14 protein-coding genes and 1 pseudogene are annotated in these 22,440 nt (G+C 49.6%); 5 read left to right on the top strand and 10 right to left on the bottom strand.

The features are described 5' to 3' along the window. The first annotated feature begins 184 nt into the window (after nucleotides 1-184). The 3 genes from EOO49_RS05135 (at nucleotide 185) to EOO49_RS05125 (ending at nucleotide 10,620) form a co-directional block, all read left to right on the top strand. A complete protein-coding gene (locus tag EOO49_RS05135) occupies nucleotides 185-3,520 on the top strand; it encodes a hypothetical protein (protein WP_290843389.1) in 3,336 nt (1,111 codons plus the stop codon). A gap of 151 nt (nucleotides 3,521-3,671) precedes the next feature. Further along, nucleotides 3,672-9,113 (top strand): YDG domain-containing protein, encoded by a 5,442-nt coding sequence (locus EOO49_RS05130; protein WP_290843386.1) that lies wholly within the window; start codon nucleotides 3,672-3,674, stop codon nucleotides 9,111-9,113. 91 nt (nucleotides 9,114-9,204) lie between these two features. Beyond that, on the top strand, nucleotides 9,205-10,620 hold the full coding sequence (locus tag EOO49_RS05125) for a glycoside hydrolase family 125 protein (RefSeq protein ID WP_290843385.1): 1,416 nt from the start codon (nucleotides 9,205-9,207) through the stop codon (nucleotides 10,618-10,620). Here the strand turns inward: EOO49_RS05125 and ribB are convergent. From ribB to EOO49_RS05090, 7 genes and pseudogenes are all read right to left on the bottom strand, one after another. Further along, nucleotides 10,617-11,747, bottom strand: a complete 1,131-nt coding sequence (ribB, locus tag EOO49_RS05120) for a 3,4-dihydroxy-2-butanone-4-phosphate synthase (protein ID WP_290843383.1) — start codon at nucleotides 11,745-11,747, stop codon at nucleotides 10,617-10,619. The two genes, EOO49_RS05125 and ribB, sit on opposite strands and share 4 nt — an antisense overlap. Before the next feature lie 584 nt (nucleotides 11,748-12,331). Next, nucleotides 12,332-13,765: pseudogene (locus tag EOO49_RS05115) on the bottom strand (LptF/LptG family permease); the annotation flags it as partial. Between the two features lie 10 nt (nucleotides 13,766-13,775). Then, a complete protein-coding gene (locus EOO49_RS05110) occupies nucleotides 13,776-14,417 on the bottom strand; it encodes an outer membrane lipoprotein carrier protein LolA (RefSeq protein WP_290843381.1) in 642 nt (213 codons plus the stop codon). A 1-nt stretch (nucleotide 14,418) separates the two neighbouring features. After that, nucleotides 14,419-16,929 (bottom strand): DNA translocase FtsK, encoded by a 2,511-nt coding sequence (locus EOO49_RS05105; RefSeq protein ID WP_290843379.1) that lies wholly within the window; start codon nucleotides 16,927-16,929, stop codon nucleotides 14,419-14,421. Nucleotides 16,930-16,937: 8 nt separating this feature from the next. After that, complete coding sequence (locus tag EOO49_RS05100; protein WP_290843377.1) at nucleotides 16,938-17,312, bottom strand: diacylglycerol kinase family protein; 375 nt, start codon at nucleotides 17,310-17,312, stop codon at nucleotides 16,938-16,940. Next, the gene (gene tpx / locus EOO49_RS05095; RefSeq protein ID WP_290843375.1) at nucleotides 17,312-17,809 is read right to left on the bottom strand and encodes a thiol peroxidase; all 498 of its coding nucleotides are present in this window, start codon (nucleotides 17,807-17,809) and stop codon (nucleotides 17,312-17,314) included. Before tpx ends, EOO49_RS05100 begins: the two co-directional genes overlap by 1 nt. 59 nt (nucleotides 17,810-17,868) lie before the next feature. After that, the gene (locus EOO49_RS05090) at nucleotides 17,869-18,468 is read right to left on the bottom strand and encodes a hypothetical protein (protein WP_290843373.1); all 600 of its coding nucleotides are present in this window, start codon (nucleotides 18,466-18,468) and stop codon (nucleotides 17,869-17,871) included. A 65-nt stretch (nucleotides 18,469-18,533) separates the two neighbouring features. On the opposite strand from EOO49_RS05090, the gene EOO49_RS05085 reads away from it, so the two are divergent. Next, nucleotides 18,534-18,704: a hypothetical protein gene (locus tag EOO49_RS05085; RefSeq protein WP_290843371.1), complete on the top strand. Its 171-nt coding sequence runs from the start codon at nucleotides 18,534-18,536 to the stop codon at nucleotides 18,702-18,704. 118 nt (nucleotides 18,705-18,822) lie between these two features. Here EOO49_RS05085 and EOO49_RS05080 read toward each other — a convergent pair whose 3' ends face one another. The 3 genes from EOO49_RS05080 to EOO49_RS05070 all read right to left on the bottom strand — a co-directional run bounded on the left by EOO49_RS05080 (nucleotide 18,823) and on the right by EOO49_RS05070 (nucleotide 20,242). Then, on the bottom strand, nucleotides 18,823-19,080 hold the full coding sequence (locus EOO49_RS05080; protein ID WP_290843369.1) for a hypothetical protein: 258 nt from the start codon (nucleotides 19,078-19,080) through the stop codon (nucleotides 18,823-18,825). Continuing rightward, nucleotides 19,080-19,394: a thioredoxin family protein gene (locus tag EOO49_RS05075; protein WP_290843367.1), complete on the bottom strand. Its 315-nt coding sequence runs from the start codon at nucleotides 19,392-19,394 to the stop codon at nucleotides 19,080-19,082. The genes EOO49_RS05080 and EOO49_RS05075 overlap by 1 nt, the downstream gene beginning before the upstream one ends. Nucleotides 19,395-19,606: 212 nt before the next feature. Then, on the bottom strand, nucleotides 19,607-20,242 hold the full coding sequence (locus EOO49_RS05070) for a peroxiredoxin (RefSeq protein ID WP_290843365.1): 636 nt from the start codon (nucleotides 20,240-20,242) through the stop codon (nucleotides 19,607-19,609). Between the two features lie 241 nt (nucleotides 20,243-20,483). Between EOO49_RS05070 and EOO49_RS05065 the strand changes: the two genes are divergently transcribed. After that, on the top strand, nucleotides 20,484-22,415 hold the full coding sequence (locus tag EOO49_RS05065; protein WP_290843364.1) for an amino acid permease: 1,932 nt from the start codon (nucleotides 20,484-20,486) through the stop codon (nucleotides 22,413-22,415). Nucleotides 22,416-22,440 lie beyond the last annotated feature (25 nt).

Raw genomic sequence — 22,440 nt, 5'->3', positions numbered from 1 at the left:
TTTTCTTTGGACGAAAGAACTGCGCCTCTTTTAAGCAAAATCGATGAAATGCACGAAAGATGGCGTTCGTCGATAGGTCATTGTTTTGCATCGAAAAAGTTTACGATTTGATAACCGACACATAATTTTGGCGTCTGCATCCTGAAAGACAAGCGTTTTAACTTTGTCCGAAAATGCAAATACGATGAAGGCAAAACTACGTTCAGGATTACTGGGTTACTTTTTTGTACTATTTTTTGTTTCAATTTATACCGATGCAAATGCCCAGATCGCATCCTGGACATACGAACCGGTGGTTGGAGCCGCGAGCGCACCAAACGCGAACGTAGGAACCGGAACGTCGGCCGTGGTGAACAACGGAGGCGGGACAATCGGAACGCTGATAAGAACCGGAATGGCAGGCACGGGTTGCGGCGCACAAAACGGCGTCAGTGCGTTCGCGCTCGAACCGTTCGATCCGGGAAGCGTGAACGAAGGCAATGGCGCGCAGTTCAATACGTCGACTGTCGGTTACCAGAACATAAATTTCACTTGGGACCAACGCTGGTCGAACACGGCCCCGAATACGATTCGACTGCAATACACGCTGAACGGCACGACGTGGACGAATTTCGCCATGACGGGAACAAACGGCTCGAACTGCGGCGGCTCGTTCACGAACGGCAAATTCCAGACGAATAACAACGGCGACCAATACAGGCGCATTTCCATCAACATGTCGGCTGTTACCGGAGCGAACAACAATCCCAATTTCGGGGTTCGCATCGTGGCGGCACATTACGCGACTTCGGGCGAATTCCGACGCGTGGAAGATCCGACACTTGCCGCGGGAACGGCCGGAACCTGGCGTTTCGACAACGTGAATTTTACGGGAACGTTGATTCCGGGACCGAATCCGTCGGTAATGAGCGGAACGACATCGATCTGTGCGGGCGCATCTGCCAATATAAAAGTGCAGATCACGGGCGGCCAATCGCCTTTCACACTCGTGTATTCCAACGGAGCGACCAATACGACCGTAAACAATTATACAAGCAACGCCAATATTTCGGTTTCCCCGACGGCGACCACGACTTATTCGATAGTTTCGGTCACGAACGCCAACGGTCAGGCCGGAACGGGAAATAGCGGAACGGCGACCGTAACGGTGAATCCGCTTCCTACGGTCAGTGCGACCAATCTCGTGACTTGCGGTACGGGCGCTTTCACGATGACAGGCGGACTTCCGACAGGCGGAACTTACAGCATCGGAAACACGTATTCGGGTCCGTCGACGACTTTTACGTACTCTTACACGAACGCCAACGGATGCACCAGAACCGTCGGACCTTTCACATTTACGAGAAATGTCGCGCCATCGGTAACTTCGCAATCGACCGCGACGCAAACCACTTGCCAGGGTTCGGCATTTTCGGCGATCTCTGTTGTGGGCGCGGGAACCGGATTATCCTACCAGTGGTATTCGAACGCGACGGCTTCGACTTCGGGCGGAACGCAGTTGACTTCATCGGCTGACATCGCTTCGGGATCACAATCGGCGGTTTTTACACCTTCGGCAGCGACCGTCGGAACTCTTTATTATTATGTGCAGCTTTCGGGAACTTGCAGTCCGGCGGCCAAAAGCGCGATTTCAGGAGCTTTTGTCGTGACTTCGGCGACGGTTCCGGGAACGGTAAATTCGAATCAGACGGTCTGCGCCGGAACGCTTGCTGCGCCGCTCACAGTATCGGGTCAAACCGGAACGATCGTCAAATGGCAAAAAGCGGACGATGCGGCCTTTACCACAAATGTGTCCGATATCGCCGTGACGACTGCCACGCTTGCATCGGCCAACATCGGAATCATTACCCAAACGACTTATTTCCGAGCCATCGTACAAAATGCGAGCTGTCTTGCAGTGCCTTCGAACGCTGTTGAAATCGCCGTAAAAGCCACGACCTGGAACGGATCAAGTTGGAATAATGGAAATCCTGATGCTACAAAATCCATTGTTTTTGAAGGCAATTATACGTCGTCGGGAAATATCGCCGTTTGTTCCTGCATGGTCAACTCGGGCAACGTGAACTTTCAGCCTGACGACACTTTGATCTTGCAGGACCAACTTTCGGTAAACGGCGGCTCAATGACTTTCGAGAACCACGCGAGTCTTGTTCAGGTCAACAATGTCGCGAACTCCGGTGTGATCCACTACAAGCGCGATACGACTCCGATCCGAAAATTCGATTACACTTATTGGTCTTCGCCCGTGCAAAATCAATTGTTGATAAATGTTTCGCCTTTGACGCGCCAGGACAAATTCTACTGGTTCAACGCGAGTACTTATGCGTGGACGAACGCGAATCCGAACACGACGACAATGCAACCCGGGCGCGGTTATATTTTCAGAGGTCCGGACGATTACAGCCAATCGATGCCAGTGGTTTACCACGCGACTTTCGACGGCGTTCCCAACAATGGCGAGTTTTCCATTCCGATTTTTGTGAACGGGGCAAACAATTTCAACCTCGTCGGAAATCCTTACCCAAGCGCGATCGACGCCGATTTGCTTATGGGCGATGCTGAAAACGCGGCGTCACTTGGAACGGGAACGACGATTTATTTGTGGACACACAACACGGCCGTGACAAGCCTTGAGTACATTTTCAGCGATTACGCGACCTACAATTACACGGGCGGAACCGGAACTGCGCCAGCGGTTTCTGCGGGCGCGAACACGAATGTCCCGAATGGGTACATCGCCTCCGGACAATCTTTTTTCATCCTGGGAAATGCCACAGGAACGGCCAAGTTCAAGAATTCGATGCGCGTTTCGGGAAACAACGATCAGTTTTTCAGAAGTGCCGCAAGTCAAAAAGACCGATTCTGGCTCGAGTTCAAGAATGCGCAAGGCTATTACAAACAGACACTTTTCGGATATATGCCGAATGCGACCAATGACTTCGACAACGGTTATGACGCTTTGTTGTTCGAGGGCGAAAACCCTATCAATTTCTACTCGATCTTGGCTACACAAAAACTTGCCATTCAAGGACGTGCTTTGCCGTTTGCCGATTCTGACGTTTTACCATTGGGTTACAAAGCCAATGCGGCCGGTACTTTTGAGATCAACCTGATGCAGACCGAAGGCCTTTTTGGAGCTCAGGATATTTTTCTTGAAGATCTGGCTTTGAATGTGATCCACGATCTCAAGCAAGGTTCGTATTCGTTCTCGACCGCGGCCGGAACTTTCGATTCGCGTTTCCGGATCAGGTTCACCGGTTCGTCTTTGGACACGCCGGCGATCGGGATTGAAAACTTCGATCTTCTGGTTTTCAGGCAGTCGGAAAATGTTGTGGTGAAAGCCAATGGAACCGAAATTTCAGCTGTGGAGATTTTCGATCTCAACGGAAGAAAACTCGTCGGATTCGAAAAAGTGGGAACTTCGGAGTTCGCTTTTCCTCTAGAGGTGAAAAACCAGACCGTGATCGCCAAAATCACGACTTCCGACAAAAAGACAATTTCGAGGAAAGTGTTGCTTTAGCCTGACATCCGAACCAAATAAAATCGATAAAAAACACCAAAAAGCGACCAATGACACGGTCGCTTTTTGTTAACAAAGGGATAACGTTAGGTTGTCGATTCTGCATTTTTGACGCGATAATTTAGACGCTCAAACAAATAAATCGCAATTAATGAGATCAACTTTACCCGATTCTTCAACGAATCAAAATTTCGGTAAGGTCGGCAGCTTGAGCTTCACGGATGCACTTTCCGCGGCCTTCAAGATGCAGTCCAAAAGACGCCTTAGCGGGTTTCTTTCGTTTTGCTCCATGGCGCTTTTCCTTTTCGGGATGGCGGCCAATGCACAAATTTCTTACTTGACGCCTGGCTCGAATTATACCCAGGATTTCAACAACCGCTACACGACGGTTCCCGGCAACAACGTTGTCGTTACGACTTCTCCGCTTCCCGCCGGATGGCAATTCGTGGAAGCTGGCGCCAATTCAAACACGACGCTGAGAAACGACAACGGTGCTTCTTCTACAGGAGATACGTTTTTCTACGGATCGACCGGCAGCAACGAACGCGCTTTGGGTTCTTACGCTTCGGGCAGTTTGACGTCGCAATACGGAGCGGTTTTCACGAACAATACAGGAGCGACCCTCACGGAATTCACGATCACTTACACAGGTGAGCAATGGAGAGATGGCGGAAACAGCTCGGCGGTATTCAACACGTTGACGTTCGCTTACGCGATCAATTCGTCTTCTGTCACTAGCGGGACTTTCGTAAACGTAACCAATCTCGATTTCACGGCTTTGGTGAACAACACAAGTGCCGATGTGGCAACTGACGGAAACGCGACCAACCGCAGAACAACCAAAACTTACACGGTAACGGGAATCAGCTGGCCGGCCGGACAAAATCTTTGCATCCGCTGGACGGACATAAACGATCCGGGAAATGACGACGGACTTGCCGTTGACGACTTGACATTCTCGGCAGTCGGTTCTACAGATCCTACAATCGAGACCACGGGAACTTTGGCCGCGGTCAACACGACTTACGGAACGCCTTCTGCCACGCCAAGATCTTATACGGTTTCGGGAACGAACCTCGGAACGAACACTCTTACGATCACGGCTCCGACAGGATTCGAGATTTCCAAAAACGGAATCGCCGGAACATACGCGACAAGCCAGACTTTGACGCCGTCAAGCGGAGCTGTTGCGAACACGACAATCTATGTAAGACTGGCTGCAACTACCTTGGCCGGAACTTGCACAGGCAACATCACACACGTCTCGGGAACGGCTTCGGCCAACAAAGCTGTGGTTTCAAGTACGGTTGCTCCAAAAGCGATCACGGTTTCCAACGCCGTCGCTCAAGACAAGATATACGACAGAACAACGACAGCGACGATCGCGGGCGCAACCGCGAACGGATTGGTCAACGGCGACGCGATCACGGTTTCCGGAAACGGGAATTTCCTCGATTTCAATGCAGCCGATGATAAATCGGTAGTAGCGGCGCTTGTCCTTGCTGGAACGCACGCTTCGAGCTACACACTTACGCAGCCGACAGGCCTGATTGCCGATATCAGTCCGAAAGCTTTGACTCTGGATGCGATTTCCATCGGAAACAAAATCTATGATGGCACGACCGAAGCGGTTTTCACGGCCACGTTGCAGGGTGTCGTTTCTCCTGACGAAGTCTTGTTGAATGCGACTGCGTTTTTCACGAGCGCATCTGCCGGAAACAGCGTTCCGGTGACTTCGACTTCGACCATTTACGGTGCGGATTCTGCCAATTACACTTTGACGCAACCGTCCGGACTTGCGGGTCAAATCTCGGCCAAAACACTTACGATCGAGAACGCCGTGGCCCAAAACAAGGTTTACGACGGCAACACGAACGCTCAGCTTACGGGCACTTTGGCTGGCGTAATCGCTCCTGACGAGGTGACTTTGACGCTTCAGGGACAATTCGCTTCTCCCGAAATCGGGCTTGACATCGCGGTGACTTCGACTAGTTTCATCTCGGGCGACATAGCAAATTATACTTTGACGCAGCCGACAGGTTTGACCGCGAACATTTCGGGTCAGGCATTGATCGACCAGACGATTACTTTCAACGCTCTGGCGGACGTGGTTTACGGAGACGCGAACTTCAATTTGACTGCGACATCAGACTCCGGTCTGCAAGTGGACTATTCGAGCTCAGATGAGAACATCGCGACGGTTTCGGGCAACGTGGTAACGATCCACAACGCAGGAACGACGACGATCACTGCCACACAAAACGGCGACCTGACTTATGATATGGCGACTCCGGTTGCCCGGACCTTAACTGTTTTGCCTAAAGCGCTTACGGTTTTGGCGTCGGCTTCAGACAAGGTTTACGATGCGACTTCGACTGCAGCGATTTCAGGAACGCTTCAGGGAATCGTCGGTTCGGATGTCGTGACTTTCATCGGAAACGGAATTTTCGCATCGACAAACGTCGGAACAAACATCGAAGTGCTATCGAATTCAACGATAGAAGGCGCCGATGTGGCGAATTACACGTTGACACAACCGACAAACCTTTCGGCAGACATAACGCCAAAAGCGCTTGCAGTGGAAAATGCCGTGGCTTCGAACAAGGTTTACGACACGACCACGGCCGCAATCATCGTGGGTGGAAATCTTGTAGGGATTTTGAACAACGACGAGGTGACTTTGGCGAATTTCGTCGGAAGTTTCGCATCGGCCAACGTGGCGAACGACATTTCGGTAAACGCGAATTTTACGTTGGAAGGCGCTTCTGCAGCGAATTATTCCGTAACGCAACCAAGCGATCTTTTCGCCGACATCACTGCTTTCGAGGTGAATCTTTTCGGCTTGACCGCACAAGACAAGCAATACGATCGTCTGACGACTGCCACGGTTTCGGGAACGCCTGTACTTGACGGTGTTTTCGCCGGAGACGACGTTACGGTTTCAGGAACTCCGGTCGCGAATTTCGACAACAAGAACGTCGGGACGCAAAAAACGGTGATCGTTACAGGTTACACTTTGGTTGGCGCGCAGGCAGCAAATTACGTTTTGGCACAACCTGCCGATGTTTTTGCCGATGTGACTGCCAAAGCCGTTACGGTTTTGAACGCTTCGGCGGATGACAAAAACTTCGACGGAACGACAGACGCGACAATCACGGGAACGCTTTCAGGCGTCATTTCTCCGGATGTCGTGACTTTGGTAGGAACTGGAACTTTCGCCCAATCAGGCGTCGGATCTGGCATTGCCGTGACTTCGACTGCGACTTTGGCCGGAAATGACGGCCTGAACTACGTGATCGATCCGCAACCGACAGGTTTGACGGCGAACATTTTGGCCGCTCCGGTGGCTTTGGCAAACTGGACTTACCAACCGCTTCAAGGCGCGACGACCACGCCAACGCCAAACGTCGGAACCGGAACTTCGGCTCTCGTCGGATCAATGACAGGCGCGGGAACAGCTACGGGAATGGACACGGCAACTGGTTGTGGCTCTCAGACTTCGGGCACAAACGCTTGGGCGATTTCCTCCGCGAATCCTGGATCGGCGAATGAGTCGAGTGGCGCGCGTTTCAGCACGAGTACATCGGGTTACCAAGACATAAAAGTGACTTGGGAGCAAAGATCTTCGGGTACTTCGGTAAACACGGTGCGTCTTCAATATACGACCAATGGAACGGCTTGGACGAATTTCACGATGACCGAAGCCAACACGACGTACTGCCTTGGAACTTTGAACAACGGACGTTTCGAGAACAGCGCGCAATCGGATCAATTCCGTCGTATTTCCGTCGATTTGTCGGCGATTTCCGGAATCAACAACAACCCGAACTTCGGTGTGAGGATCGTTGCGGCGCATTACCAGAATTCGGGTCAATTCAGACAGACTTCTACGCCTGCAAGCGTGGCTTCGGCCGGGACATGGCGTTTTGATAACGTGAAGATCGAGGCGACGCAGATTCCGGGTCCGTCTTCGGCTGCGATTTCGGGTTCGGTTGCGATCTGTGCTGGACAATCGGTCAACCTCTCGGTGGCTATCGTCGACGGAACGGCTCCGTACACTGTGGTTTACAACAACGGGACAAACAACGTGACTGTGAACAATTACGCAAGCGGCGCGAACATTGCCGTTGCGCCATCGGCTACGACCACTTATACGTTGGTTTCTGTTACCGATGCGACTTCACAATCGGCTGGGACGCTTTCGGGCTCGGCTACAGTTACGATCAATCCGAATTTTGATTTTTATGTGGATGCTGATTTCGACGGATACGGTGCAGGTTCGCTTGTGTCTGTTTGCGCTGTCGATGCCAATACGCCTCCGGCCGGCTATTCGTTGAACAACCTTGATTGTAACGATGCGCTTGCCGCGGTGAATCCGGGTGCGACCGAAGTTCCGTTCAACGGAATCGACGACGACTGCGACGGGACGATCGACGAAGGAAGCCAGATTTTCTCCCAAGTGCTTCCGTCACAATGCGGAACGACTTTGACCTCGATTTCTTCTTACGTTGGAGCGGTGAGTTTCGGAACGCCGGTTGACGGCTACCGATTCAGGATTGTCAATGTGGCTACGGGCGCTGTCCAGACAATCGATCGCGTGACGCCGAACTTCCAGGTTTCGCTTCTTCCGACATTCGATTATGCAGCGACTTACAGCGTTTCGGTACAATTGAGAAGAAACGGGACTTGGCTGAATTATTACGGTCCGGCTTGTCAGATATCGACTCCTGCGATTCTCGACCAAGGCGGCGCCGCTGCGGTGAATCCTTCACAATGTGGCATCGTTTTGCCTGCAATCAGCACGCTTATAGCCACGACGAGTTTGCCAAACGTGACAGCTTACCGTTTCAGGATTACTGATACTGCCACGAACCAACAACAGGTTTTGGAGAGAAGCACGAACTGGTTCGCCCTTACAATGCTCAACAATTACCTTTATGGAAGAACTTACGCCATCGAGGTTTCGGTAAAAACAAGCGGAAGCTTCTCCGGTTACGGACAACCTTGTTCGGTTACGGCTCCAACGGTGCCACAACTCACGAACTGTGGCGCGACGATCGCAAATGCGGGATCTGTAGTGGCGACGACGAGCTTGAACCGCGTGACTTCCTACCAATTCCAGCTCACGAACCTTTCGACTTTCGAGACGGTTTTCGTGACGCGTTCGCAAAACTATTTCACTTTCAACAACGTCGCGGGTTATGTGCCGGGAGCGACTTATGTCGTGAGTGTTGCAGTAATGACGGCAGGCGCATGGTCTGATTTTGGCGAAAGCTGTACGATCGTTGCTCCGGGCGGCGTTACGAGAGAAATCGTGAAAGGCGAGGAGACAAGCGCTCCGCAAGTTGCTTTCCGTGCTGTGGCTTATCCTAACCCTTATGCACAAGGTTTTGCACTTGATATGGATTCTTCGTCTGAAGAAAAAGTATCGGTCAAGGTTTACGACATGATCGGAAAACTGGTCGAGAACCGCGAAATCTCGTTCGAGGCGATCGAATCTGCACAATTTGGCGAGAATTATCCGTCAGGCGTTTACAATGTTGTCGTCAACCAAGGCGCCAATGTCACGACACTTCGCGTGATCAAGCGATAACTACCAGGATTTTTATTGGGAAAAGCCTCCGATTTTTTCGGGGGCTTTTTTTATTGCCGATTTCCGAAGCCAATTTCTTTAAATTTATGGAATGAAACGCAGACAGTTTATCCAGACTTCCACTTTGGCCACGCTCGGGCTTTATTTGTACGACTTTCTTCCGTCGGCACAAGGTTTTCCGATCGTTCGCGTGCCCAAAGCCCGACGCATGTTCAATTCTCCGGCCGTAGAGAAACTGATTTCGCAAATGAAGGTAAGTCTTCGCGATCCCGAATTGGGTTGGCTTTTCGAGAACTGTTTTCCGAATACGCTCGATACGACAGTCGATTTTTCGATCAGGAACAAAAAACCGGATACGTTCGTGATCACGGGCGACATCAACGCGATGTGGTTGCGCGATTCGACGGCCCAAGTGATGCCATATCTTGCTTTGGCCAAACAGGACAAGACTCTGAAACAACTGCTGGCGGGCGTGATAAACCGTCAGACGCAATGCATCCTGATCGATCCTTATGCCAATGCGTTCAACAAAGGTGCGACCGGAAGCGAGTGGAAGGACGACATCACGGAAATGAAACCCGAATTGCACGAGCGCAAGTGGGAAATCGATTCGCTTTGTTATCCGATAAGGCTATCTTACAATTACTGGAAAACGACAAAAGACACAAGTCCGTTTGGTTTCGAGTGGCAACATGCGATGAAACTCGTCGTCGATACATTACGCGTGCAACAGCGAAAGGATGGAAAAGGCCCGTACAGTTTCATGCGATCGTCGCCAAGAAGTATCGACACGCCGCCGCTCGACGGTTACGGTTTTCCGATAAAACCCGTTGGATTGATCGCTTCGATGTTCAGGCCTTCGGACGACGCTACCGTGTTTCCGTTCTTGATTCCGTCGAACTATTTCGCGATGGTTTCGCTTCGGCAACTCAGTGAAATGGCCCTTGAGATCGTCAAGGACAAAAGCCTGAGTCTCGACGCTTTGGAACTGGCTTCGGAAGTTGAATCGGCATTGAAAAAGTATGCGATCGTCGATCATCCGGAACACGGAAAAGTCTTCGCTTATGAAGTCGATGGTTTCGGGAACAGACTGTATATGGACGACGCAAACGCCCCGAGTTTACTGTCGATGCCGTACTTTGGAAGTTGCAAAGTGGACGATCCGGTTTACGTCAACACGCGCAAAATGATCCTGAGCGGATCGAATCCTTATTATTACGTCGGGAAAGCCGGAAAAGGAATCGGTGCGCCGCATACGCCCGAGAATTACATCTGGCACATCAGTCTTATCATGCAAGCTTTGACGAGCGTGGACGACGACGAAACACGTCAATGCCTGCACATCCTCAAAAACACGCATGGCGGAACAGGTTTCATGCACGAATCTTTCCACAAGGACGACGCGCGAAAATTCACGAGAGCTTGGTTCGCTTGGGCAAACACTTTATTTGGGGAACTTTTGTGGAAAATCTCGAAAGAGAAACCGCACTTGCTCAAAAATCTCTAGAACGCGACGTATTCGGTGATTTCGAGCCCGTAGCCAATCATTCCGACTCTTTTGGATTGTTCGGTTTTTGAGATCAATCGGATTTTACAGATGTCGATGTCGTGCAGAATCTGTGCGCCAATGCCGAAATCCTTGTTGTCGATCACGATTTTTGGAGCGCGCATTTCGCCTTGTTGCTGCAATTCCCTGAGTTCGGTAATGCGGTTCAGGAGCCCGTAGGCTTCCATATTTTGGTTGATGAACAACACGGCGCCTTTGCCTTCGTCGTTGATCAATTGGAACATGTCGTCGAGTTTTTGGTCGGCATCTGTGGTGAGCGTTCCCAAAATGTCGTTGTTGACCTGCGTCGAATTGATTCTTGTGAGAATCGGTTCGCCCGCATTCCAGGTGCCTTTCGTAAGGGCGATATGGACTTGTTTGTTCGTGGTTTGCACGTAAGCGCGAAGTCGGAAGGTGCCAAAACGCGTCTGCACATCAAAATCCTCTTTCTTGACGATCAACGAATCGTGTTGCATGCGATAAGCGACCAAATCCTCTATCGAGACGAGTTTGAGATCGAACCTTTTGGCGATGTCGTAAAGTTGCGGAAGTCGCGCCATAGAACCGTCTTCGTTCAATATTTCGCAAATGAAACCCGCGGGTTTGAATCCGGCGAGCCTTGCAAAATCAATCGCTGCTTCGGTGTGTCCGGTCCTTCTCAAAACGCCGCCTTGTTTGGCGATCAATGGAAAAATATGTCCAGGACGCGCGAAATCGTATGGTTTGCTTGTCGGATCGGTCAAAGCTACTACTGTCTTGGCTCTGTCTTCGGCTGAAATTCCGGTCGTCACGCCATGTCCTTTCAAGTCGACGGAAACCGTAAAGGCCGTTTCCATGTGGTCTGTGTTGTTGGAAACCATCGCGTGCAGGTCGAGTTCCTTGCATCGGCTTTCGGTAAGTGGCGCGCAAATGAGTCCGCGGCCGTGGGTTGCCATGAAGTTTATCATTTCGGGCGTGGCCTTTTCGGCGGCAGCCAAAAAATCGCCTTCGTTCTCGCGATCCTCGTCGTCGACAACAATAATGACCTTTCCATTGCGGATGTCCTCGATGGCTTCTTCGATGGTGTTGAGTTGTATGGTTGTTTGCATTGCAGTTAGAAATTGATTTCCGACAGCGCTCTTTTCAATTTGGCCCTGTTGTAGAAATAGATGAAGATGTAAAACGGGAAGCCGAGAAAGACCGAGAGGAAAACGTTCAATGCGATCTTTTGGTCGGTGATTTTTCCGATTTCCGAAAGCGTTTCTTCGGCCTTGTAAAGCGTTCCATAAAAGAAAACGATCGCCAAAATGGTCCCGATGAATCCGTAAATCGCGCCAAGCTGGAAAAGTCCGCCGCTGGCCGCGAGTAAAAAGTAGGCGATCAGCGCCACCGTCGAAAGCGTTCTGTATTCTTTGGACAATTCGATTGCGCGTTCGAAGTTGCGATTTGACAGGTTTCCTTCGCGCATCAGATCGTGTTGCGAGATGCCGCGGTTTTCGAGAATCTTGAGCGCGAGAATCCTTTTTGTATCGGTGTACCCGAATTGTTGTGCGTTCTTGACAATTCCCGTGAGTGCTGAATCTGACAGCTGTTCCAATTCCTGGGATTTGGAGTCGCTTCCGATCTCGACCGCACTCAGATCGACCAAATGATCGTCTGGCGTGACTGCAATCACGGTTTTTTTCTTCCTTCCGAAAATTTTCTGTACCGGATCAATAATCCAGTCGAAACTCACCGTGAACGAAATGTCGTTACTGGCTCGATACGTGAGTAATACAGCAAATGGCGTGAGCACGATCGACGACATCCATGCGCCAAGCCAAGCCGGAATCCCATCGCTTTGGGCCATTTTCTTGCCGAAAGTGTTGATGAAGTGGAACGTGATGAAAATCAGGATGGCGAATACGATCGGCAAACCGATTCCGCCTTTGCGGATGATCGCTCCAAGCGGCGCACCGATGAAAAACATCAGGATACAGGCGTAGGCGATCACGAATTTGTCGAAAAACGCCAATTGGTGGTTGTTGATGTTCTTGATGCCTTCCTGCATTTCGAAAACCGAACTCTCGATCGTGAAATTCGTGCTTTCGACATTCGAGGAAGCGATTTTGAGCAAGGCAGATTTGTCATCGGAGGAAAACTGCGACAATAAATCTTTTGGAAGTTCCTTTTTGACCGACGTGCTGTCGTTTGCGATCTTGTTCTTGGGCGCGAATTGGTTGGCGTTCGAAACGATTCCCGTGCGTTGGTAAATGTTGTCGGCGAACGAGATGATGTTCTTGTCGAAATCCTTGTGGAGCGAATCCAGCGTGTAATTGAGCTCGGACACGTTTAGCATGCTGTTTGTCGTGACCTTGTCATCCGATTCATCGAGCTTGTTGAGTTTGCTCAAATCCATGTTGATCACGTAGCGTTTGAACGAACTTTTGGCAAACGGCAATTTCTTGCGGTCTTCCATTTTGCTCGGCGTCATGTCTTCGTAATAATCGCCGTCTTTCAGTACGAGTTTCAAAACATTGGAATCTTCGCTCGTGACGAGTTCTCCGGTTTTAGATCGTATCACCGTAGGCGCATCCTGGTTCGAAACCGATTTCCTGTGAATGGTCACGCCCGTAAGTTGCGCGCCTTTTTCACCCGATTTCTTGTCGACCTTTATATTGTAGTTTCCGATGTCTGAAAACTGTCCTTCGGCAATTGCCATAGCGGGTTGCTTTTTGGCGATGTCGGCTCTGAAATTGATGAATTGGTATTCGGCGTAAGGAATGACGTTGTTGGCGAAAAAGAACGAGGCGACACTTAAAACGGCGATGAAAGCGATCAGGCTTCGCATAGAACGTTGAAGCGAAATCCCGGACGATTTCATGGCCGCGAACTCGTAATTCTCGGCAAAACTCCCGAAGGTCATGATAGAAGCCAAAAGCACCGAAAGCGGCAACACCAAAGGAATGATCCTTGGCATGGCAAACATGAGGAATTTTACGATAAGGAAAATGTCGAGGTCTTTACCGGCGAGTTCGGCGATGAAGAGCCAAACCGTCTGTAATATGAATATAAAAAAAAGGATTACGAACACCGTGGCGAACGTAATCACAAAAGATTTTAAGATATAACGATCAAGGATTTTCACTCCTGTGAAATCAGTCTAGTTTGTTGATGTAGTAATTCGGGTATTTACTCTCGGTAAAGGTAAACTGATTTTTCGACAACGGCTGATTGGTTTTAAAAGAATTAACAGTGAGTGTCGTCTTTGTGCCGTTTTTACCCATTTCGATCAGGTTGTAGATGTGTTTGGTCTGACTGTCGATGCCAAGCAAAATCTCTTTTCTCTGGTCTTTGGAAGAAATAGGAGTGAGCTTGATATACTGGATTTTACGGCCTTTGACGTTCTGTGAAATGTCCCACGAATACTTGTATCCCGATCCGAAAAACGTAAGCAGGCGGTTTGGCGTAATGGCGTTGTCGTCTTTTTCGCTATATTTCGAAATCGTGATTTCCTCGTCTTCGGGAATGACCGTGTAAGTCTTTTTCCCGTCGAAAATCTTGGTTACGCCCATGAAATTGAGCACGTACATATTGCCTTGCATCACGACGCTGCCCTTGCTTTCCTGGTTAACTTTTTCTTTGGCATTGTTGAGCGAATACTTGAAGTCGATGGTAATGTTGTCGTAACTCTTGACTTTTGCCGTGACTTCGTCCAGGAGTGCTTTCGCCTTTTTGTCCTGAGCCTGGCTCGAGAAAGCCATCAAAAGGAAGAAAGTAATCTGGAGTAATTTTTTCATCTTATTCATTTTGTTCGTTTGCGAAAAACTGGTCAAGTGCCTGCAAATCCGGGATATTTACGCCTCTTGCTTTACTGCCCTCGAATGGCCCGACGATTCCGGCGGCTTCGAGTTGGTCGATAAGACGTCCGGCGCGGTTGTAACCCAATTTGAGTTTTCGCTGCAAAAGCGAGGCCGAACCTTGTTGCGAAGTTACGATTACTTCGGCTGCATCCCTGAAAAGAGCATCTCGTTCGGAAATGTCATACTCAAGATTCGTGCCAACTTCGCCTTCCGGAACGTATTCAGGCAATAGATAAGCGCTCGGATAGGCTTTTTGCGAGCCGATGAATTCGGTGATTTTTTCTACTTCGGGCGTGTCTACAAACGCACATTGCACACGTGTCACATCGTTTCCGTTAGAGAAAAGCAAATCGCCTCGTCCTATCAATTGGTCGGCGCCTTGCGTATCGAGAATCGTACGCGAATCGATTTTGGACGTCACGCGGAAAGCGATCCTGGCCGGAAAGTTGGCCTTGATGATTCCAGTAATCACGTTCACCGACGGACGTTGTGTAGCGATGATCAAGTGAATCCCGATGGCACGCGCAAGTTGGGCCAAACGCGCGATAGGTGTTTCGACTTCTTTTCCGGCCGTCATGATCAAATCGGCGAACTCGTCGACGACCAACACGATGTAAGGCAAAAAGCGGTGTCCGGCTTCAGGATTGAGTTTTCGGCTCTTGAACTTGTCGTTGTATTCTTTTATGTTCCGAACCATCGCGTCCTTCAAAAGCGAATAACGGTTGTCCATTTCCACGCAAAGCGAGTTCAGCGTATGGATAACTTTGGTGTTGTCCGTGATGATCGCGTCCTCGGTATCGGGAAGTTTGGCCAGGTAATGGCGTTCGATCTTGTTGAAAAGCGTCAGTTCGACTTTCTTCGGATCGACCAGCACGAATTTGACCTCGGCCGGATGTTTCTTGTAAAGAAGCGAAGTCAGGACCGCGTTCAGTCCGACAGATTTTCCTTGTCCGGTCGCGCCCGCCATGAGCAAGTGCGGCATTTTGGCCAAATCGGCAACGAAAGTCTCGTTCGAGATCGTGCGTCCAAGCGCAATCGGGAGTTCCATTTCGGCTTCCTGGAATTTGGCCGATCCTATCACGTTTTTCATCGAGACGATCGTAGGTTTCTGGTTCGGAACCTCGATTCCGATTGTCCCTTTTCCGGGAATCGGCGCGATGATACGGATTCCGAGAGCCGAAAGCGAAAGTGCGATGTCGTCCTCGAGACTCTTGATTTTTGAAATGCGGATTCCGGCTTCGGGCACGATTTCGTAAAGTGTAACCGACGGGCCGACGGTCGCCTTGATCTGCGCAATGTCGATTTTATAGTTCCGAAGCGTTTCGACAATGCGGTTCTTGTTTTCCTCGAGCTCTTCCTGATTGATCGTGATTCCGCCGCCAGCGTAGTCTTTGAGCATGTCGATCGTCGGAAACTTATAATTGGAAAGCTCCAAGGTCGGATCGAAAAGCCCGAAATCTTCCACGAGACGCGCGGCCAGGTTTTCCTCGACAATGTCTTCTTCCGGCGCTTGCTCGATCACGAAAGCTTCATCGTCAGTGGTGATGATGTGCGGAGCGGCAACAGGCGTAGGAAGCGGATTGAAAGCGGCTTCGTGCTTGGTTTCGGTCGTAGAGAGCGAAATTTCGGACGAATGCTCGATCGTAGGACGCAACGCATCTTTGTCGATCTCGAACTTGGAGGCGACTTTGAGCACAGGTTCGGGAATTTCCTCGTCGTCTTCTTCTGGAAAAGGATTGAATTTCAGGTCTTGCCTCGGACTTTCTTCCACCGCAAATTCCTCGAGATTGTAGGCGTTTCCGTTCTCGGCAACCGGTGCAGGAGTTTTCATTTTTGCCAGTTCGGCGTCAAGCTCACTCTTGCGGCGTTCGAAGAAACTCTTGATCTTGTCCGGGGAAACCTTGATTTTGTAGATCAGGTAAATGATGATTCCGAAGGCAAGCACCAGGAAAGTTCCGGTACTTCCGATGTAATCCTGAAGGAAGATGTTCATTTCGTATCCGACCGTTCCACCGAGTTCGGGCAATGAATCGGCAAAAAAACCGAACAAAACTGACAAAACCACCAACGCGAACAGATCCCAGAACCAGATGTTCTTGAGTTTTCGCAAAGGCACGTCCAGAACCAAAAACGATCCGGTGAGGAAAAACAGCTTGACAAACAGGAAAGACGCGGCTCCGAAGCCTTTGAAAATAAAAAGGTCGGCGAGCCAGGCGCCAAATTTACCGAGCCAGTTTCTGGCCTTCAAACTGCGATCGGCCAACGAGACAAGCGTGCTTTGGTCTTCTCTCCAATAGATGAAAAACGAGATGAACGACAGCAGAAGCGCTATCGAGACAAGCACCAAAAACGATCCGATCAAAATCTCGTTTCGTCTGGAAATGCGGCGTCTTTTCTTCGGATCCTTGTTTTCTTCCGCTTTGGATTCGGTCTTTTTTGTCTTTGCCATTTATGGTTCTAAATGAATTTTGGTATGTAGATCAGCGCTCCGACGGCAATGGCTGTCATTGCGGCGAAAAATACGGCTCCGGCGGCGATATCCTTGATGAAACCGATTTTTTCATGAAACTGCGGATGTACGAAATCGGCGATTTTTTCCACGGCCGTGTTCAGTCCTTCTATACTCATGACCAATCCGATGGCGAATGTCTGCAAAATCCATTCGGTAGGTGAGATGTGCATTAGGAAACCCGCAATCGTCATGGCGATCCCAATCGAGAACTGCACCATCACGCTGTGTTCGGTCGTGATGAGTTTCACGGCACCCAAAAAGGCGAATTTGACGCTTTTGAGTCGTCCGCTTAAGAACGTCTTGTCTCTTTCGAATTCCATTACAGCGCAGCTAGAGCGGCTTCGTAATTGGGTTCGTTGGCGATTTCGGCCACTTGTTCGCTGTAAGCCACTTTTCCTTCCTTGTCGATCACGACGACCGCGCGGGAGTGCAAACCTGCGAATTTTCCGTCCTCGATCTCGAGTCCGTAGTCTTTCCCGAACTGTCCGGTCTTGAAATCGGACAGGCAATAGGCGTTGTCGATTCCTTCGGCTCCACAGAAACGCTTCTGTGCAAACGGCAAGTCGCGTGAAATATTGAGGATTACCGTGCCTTCGAGTTCCGAGGCTTTTTGGTTGAAAGTCCTTACCGAAGTTGCGCAGGTTGGCGTATCGATGCTCGGGAAAATATTGAGTACCACATTCTTGCCCGCGTAATCGGCCAAGGTCGCAGTGGAAAGATCGTCTTTCGAAAGCTCGAAATCTTTGGCAGTTTCTCCTTTTTTTGGAAGTTCGCCGTTGGTATGGATGGCGTTTCCGCCCAAAGTAACTGTTGACATAGTGTTTGTTTTATGGCACCAAAATTAAGAAAAATGCCGCGGAAGTCAGGCTTCGGCAGTTATTTCTGGGCTTTGAGCGCGTTATTTAAGTGTTTCATAAGATTGTAGAGTTCAAACGCCGCGTCTTGCCCTTGCACAAGCAGGATCAAACGCCGTTTTTCGAACTTGGACGACGTGACTTTATCGGCGCCCATAAGCCAAACGCTCACATTGGCGCGATCGCCTTCTTTTTTCCCGACGGGCGGAAAGGATTTCACGTCCTTGAAATCGTAAGCGCCCTCGTTGACCGTTCCGCCGGAAACGACGAGTTTTCCTTGCACGAAGGCTGCTTTTATGGCCGTCAGGTCTTTAGCGTTGTCGACCGCTTTTTCCGAGATGATCTTGGTTATCCGGGCTTCGGTTTCGGCGATCGTGAGTTTCTCGAAAATGTCTGTCGGGAATTCGGATTTGCGTCCGTCCCCGAACTGGATTTCCTTGATGTCGCCTTTGTCGATCACGTAGGAATTTCCCGGAACATCTGTTTTCCTGTAGTTTACCGTGGCCGTTCCTTCGCCTGTGATCTCGGCAGAAATCGTCGCGTTATATCGCGTCAGAATTTTGTCCTGAGCCAGGCAAATCGTTGAAATGGCAAGCATCGGAAGTAAAAAACGCAAATTCATCGGTTCCAAATTTCATGCAATATAGAAAAGGTTTGAGGCTTGGGATTGTGGGCGAAACAGAAGTTTTGAAGAAAGTAATAAACAAAATCGGGGAAACGGTTTTAGTGGCAGTTGCAGTTGCAGTAGCAGTAGCAGAAGAAGTAGCAGTGGCAGAAGAACTAGCAGTGGCAGAAAAAATAGCAGAAGAAGTAGAAGTAGCAGTGGCAGAAGCCGACGAATGGCAGAAGCGTTGGTAGTCGCAGCGTTTGTCTATAACAGAAAACGCCCTCGGAAAACCGAAGACGTTTCAACCAATCAATGTAATAAATAATGCTTATCGCAATTCGCAGGTCGATCGCTTGACCTTTCACGAATTTACTTGTCGATAGAGCCCAGCACGCGTTGCATGAACGCATTCAGGGCTTCTTTTTTGGGTGTTCCCGATTTTACCATTTTGGCGACTTCGAGCGCACCGTACATGTTCGAGATCAGTTCGCCAATCACGTCGAGTTCTTCGTCCTTAAGCGATGGAACTTCGGTTAACGCCTCGAGTACTTCGACGGCTTCGATCACGTAATCCTGATCGTTCTGTTCGATGAATTCCGTAAGGTGTTTGATTACAGGAAGTTTCATCAGTTGGCGGAGATTTCGGATACGAGTTCGCCCAAAACCTCGGCTTTGTTCGTCTGGGTTTCGCCAACCAACTTTCCGCCTTTGAAAGACGCGAATGTGGGAAGGTTCGAAACGTTGGCGAGTTTGCGTGATTCGGGTGAATTTTCCGCGTCGACGATCACGAAAGTCACGTTCTCGTTCTCCGATGCGAATTTCTTGAACTTGGGCTTCATGATTCGGCAATTCCCGCACCATGAGGCTGAATATTGGACGACGACTTTCTCGTTTTGGGAGATTACGTCTGATAGTGTGTCTGTTGTGAGTTCTAAAACCATGGATTTTGTTTGAAAATCCCAAATTCCAAATCCCAAATTCCAATTTTGAAACCTATTAGCTGCAATCGCTTCGCGATTTTGCTATGCTTTCACCGAGCCGGAATCTGTGGCAATTCAGCACGCATCCAATGTAACTTAGTGTAATTTCGGTATTACTTCGGTGCTACTTCGGCACAGCTTTGGAATTTGGAATTTGAGACTTGGAATTTTAATTAATTATTCAAGTAGCTTGCGACTCCTTCACGAGTAGCGCTCATCGCCTCTTTTCCTTCTTCCCAGTTCGCAGGACAAACTTCGCCTTTTGTCTGAACGTGTGTGTAAGCGTCGACCAAACGAAGGTATTCGGCTACATTGCGGCCAAGTGGCATGTCATTTACGCTTTCGTGGAAAACTTTTCCGGTTTCGTCGATAAGGTAAGTCGCGCGGTAAGTCACGTTCGAGCCTTCTACCAAAAGTGTGTCGTTTTCTTCGTCGTAACGCGATGACTCGATGTCGAGAATTCCAAGGATGTTGGCCAGGTTGCGGTTCGTGTCGGCAAGGATCGGATAAGTCACGCCTTCGATTCCGCCGTTGTTCTTTGGTGTGTTCAACCAGGCAAAGTGTACTTCATTCGTGTCGCAAGAAGCTCCGATCACGATTGTGTTGCGGCTTTCGAATTCCGGCAACGCAGCCTGGAAAGCGTGCAATTCTGTCGGGCAAACGAAAGTAAAGTCTTTCGGATACCAGAAAAGCAATACCTTTTTATTGTTGTTCACGGCTTCCTCGAAGATGTTGATCTTTAGGTTGTCGCCCATTTCAGAAATGGCGTCTACAGCGATGCTTGGAAATTTTTTACCTACGAATGACATAATTATTTGGCTTTAAAAGTTATTTTTATGCCGCAAAAATAGGTTCCGTATGCACGAAATTTCTATCAAAAATCATTATTAGATTTGATTTCGGAATAAGTTTCGGCTATTGTTGTCGGGAATATGGGAATGCTTCAAAATATTGGCAGGCGAATTACGAGCCTCGTAATTTTGGCCCGAAGTTTTTCAAAAAACCTTATTTTGCGCCGTTGAAAATTTTCAATCCTTTCACCAACAAAACATGGCATTTCAAGATTTATTCCGAAAAAAAAGCGTCAGTGACATTCTGCGTCAGGTAGAGAACAACGAGGCCGACGGGCACGCGGCATTGGGCAAACACCTCACGGCACGCGACCTGACAGCCTTCGGGATTGCAGCAATCATCGGAGCCGGAATTTTCAGTACAATCGGAAAAGCCAGCTCAGACGGCGGTCCGGCCGTAATTTTCCTATTCATCTTCACGGCGCTGGCCTGCGGTTTTGCAGCGTTCGCTTACGCGGAATTCGCCTCGATGGTGCCGGTTTCGGGAAGCGCTTACACGTATTCGTATGTCGCTTTCGGGGAAATCATCGCGTGGATAATCGGTTGGGCATTGATCATGGAATATGCCATTGGAAACATAACCGTAGCCATTTCCTGGAGCGATTACTTCACGAGCCTGCTCGATTCGGGCGGAATCAATCTGCCGCAATGGATGCAGATGGACTATCTGACGGCCTCGAACGGATTTGCCGACGCCACGAAATTGATCGAGAGCGGGAAAGCTTTCGCCGACCTCGACGCATCGGTACAACACGCTTACACAGCCTGGACGACTTCGCCAACAATCGGAAGCTTCCATTTTGTCGCCGATTTCCCCGCGCTTCTGATCATCATCATCATCACGGCATTGGTTTATCGCGGCATGAAAGAATCGAGAAACGCGAGCAATTTGATGGTTGCCGTAAAACTTTGCATCATCCTTTTGGTGATCGCCGTAGGTGTTTTCTATGTCGATACTGACAATTGGGATCCTTTTGCGCCAAACGGAGTGGCGGGCGTGCTCAAAGGCGTGTCGGCGGTTTTCTTCGCTTATATCGGATTCGACGCCATTTCCACCACGGCCGAAGAGTGCAAAAATCCACAAAAAGACCTTCCGAAAGGCATGATGTGGGCAATCATAATCTGTACTATATTGTACGTGATCATCGCTTTGGTCCTGACCGGAATGGTGAAATACAGCGAACTCAACGTGGGCGATCCGCTTGCGTTCGTGTTCGACAAACTCGATCTGAAATGGATGTCCGGAATCATCGCGGTAAGCGCCGTTGTCGCCATGGCAAGCGTTCTTTTGGTCTTTCAGATGGGACAACCCCGTATCTGGATGAGCATGAGTCGCGACGGACTGCTTCCGAAAAGGTACTCGCGAGTGCATCCGAAGTTCAAGACGCCATCTTATGCCACGATCGTTACAGGATTCGTGGTCGCTGTTCCGGCGCTTTTCCTGAATTTGACGATGGTCACAGATTTGTGTTCGATAGGAACGCTTTTCGCTTTCGTACTGGTTTGCGCCGGCGTTCTGACGCTCCAGAACCGCACCGATATTCCAAGGGGAAAATTCCGCATCCCTTATGTGAATTCGCAGTTCATCGTGCCGCTCGCGCTTGTCGCCGGACTGATTTTCGCGTTCACTTACAACAGCAAACAGACGATGGCTTTCATTACCAACGAGGCCAAAATGAACGATTCCAAGACGCTCGTGACTTCGATGACCAAAGAAGAAGTGGCGGCTTCGGCTCAATTCCTCAAACAGGAACACGAGTCGAAACTTACTTCGGGAACTGATCTCGAGGCCAATCTATCGGCGATTTCCAAAAACGACGAAAGCCAGTATATTTCTTTGGTGAACGAACTTCCAGTGCGTGAGCAAATCAAATACGAGTCAGGATTCGATCTTTTCAAGCACAAAATCCCGATGTGGATCTTTTTCGTAGTGCTCGTCGGATTGGCGATCTGGGCTTTCCGCCAGAAATTGTCGCTTATCCCGATGCTTGGCCTGATTTCCTGTTTGTACATGATGGCCGAACTTTCGGTCTGGAACTGGCTTTATTTCTCGATCTGGCTTCTCATCGGACTATCGATTTACTTCGGATTCAGCCGCAAAAACAGTAAGCTCAATCTCAAAACCGTTTAACTTCGAGCCCGCTTTTTACCGGCGG

Origin of the sequence: Flavobacterium sp. (assembly GCF_004295795.1) — a bacterium.
Classification (GTDB): domain Bacteria; phylum Bacteroidota; class Bacteroidia; order Flavobacteriales; family Flavobacteriaceae; genus Flavobacterium.
The sequence above is the reverse complement of the archived record's forward strand: the minus strand, read 5'-3'. Positions and strand labels throughout refer to the sequence as shown.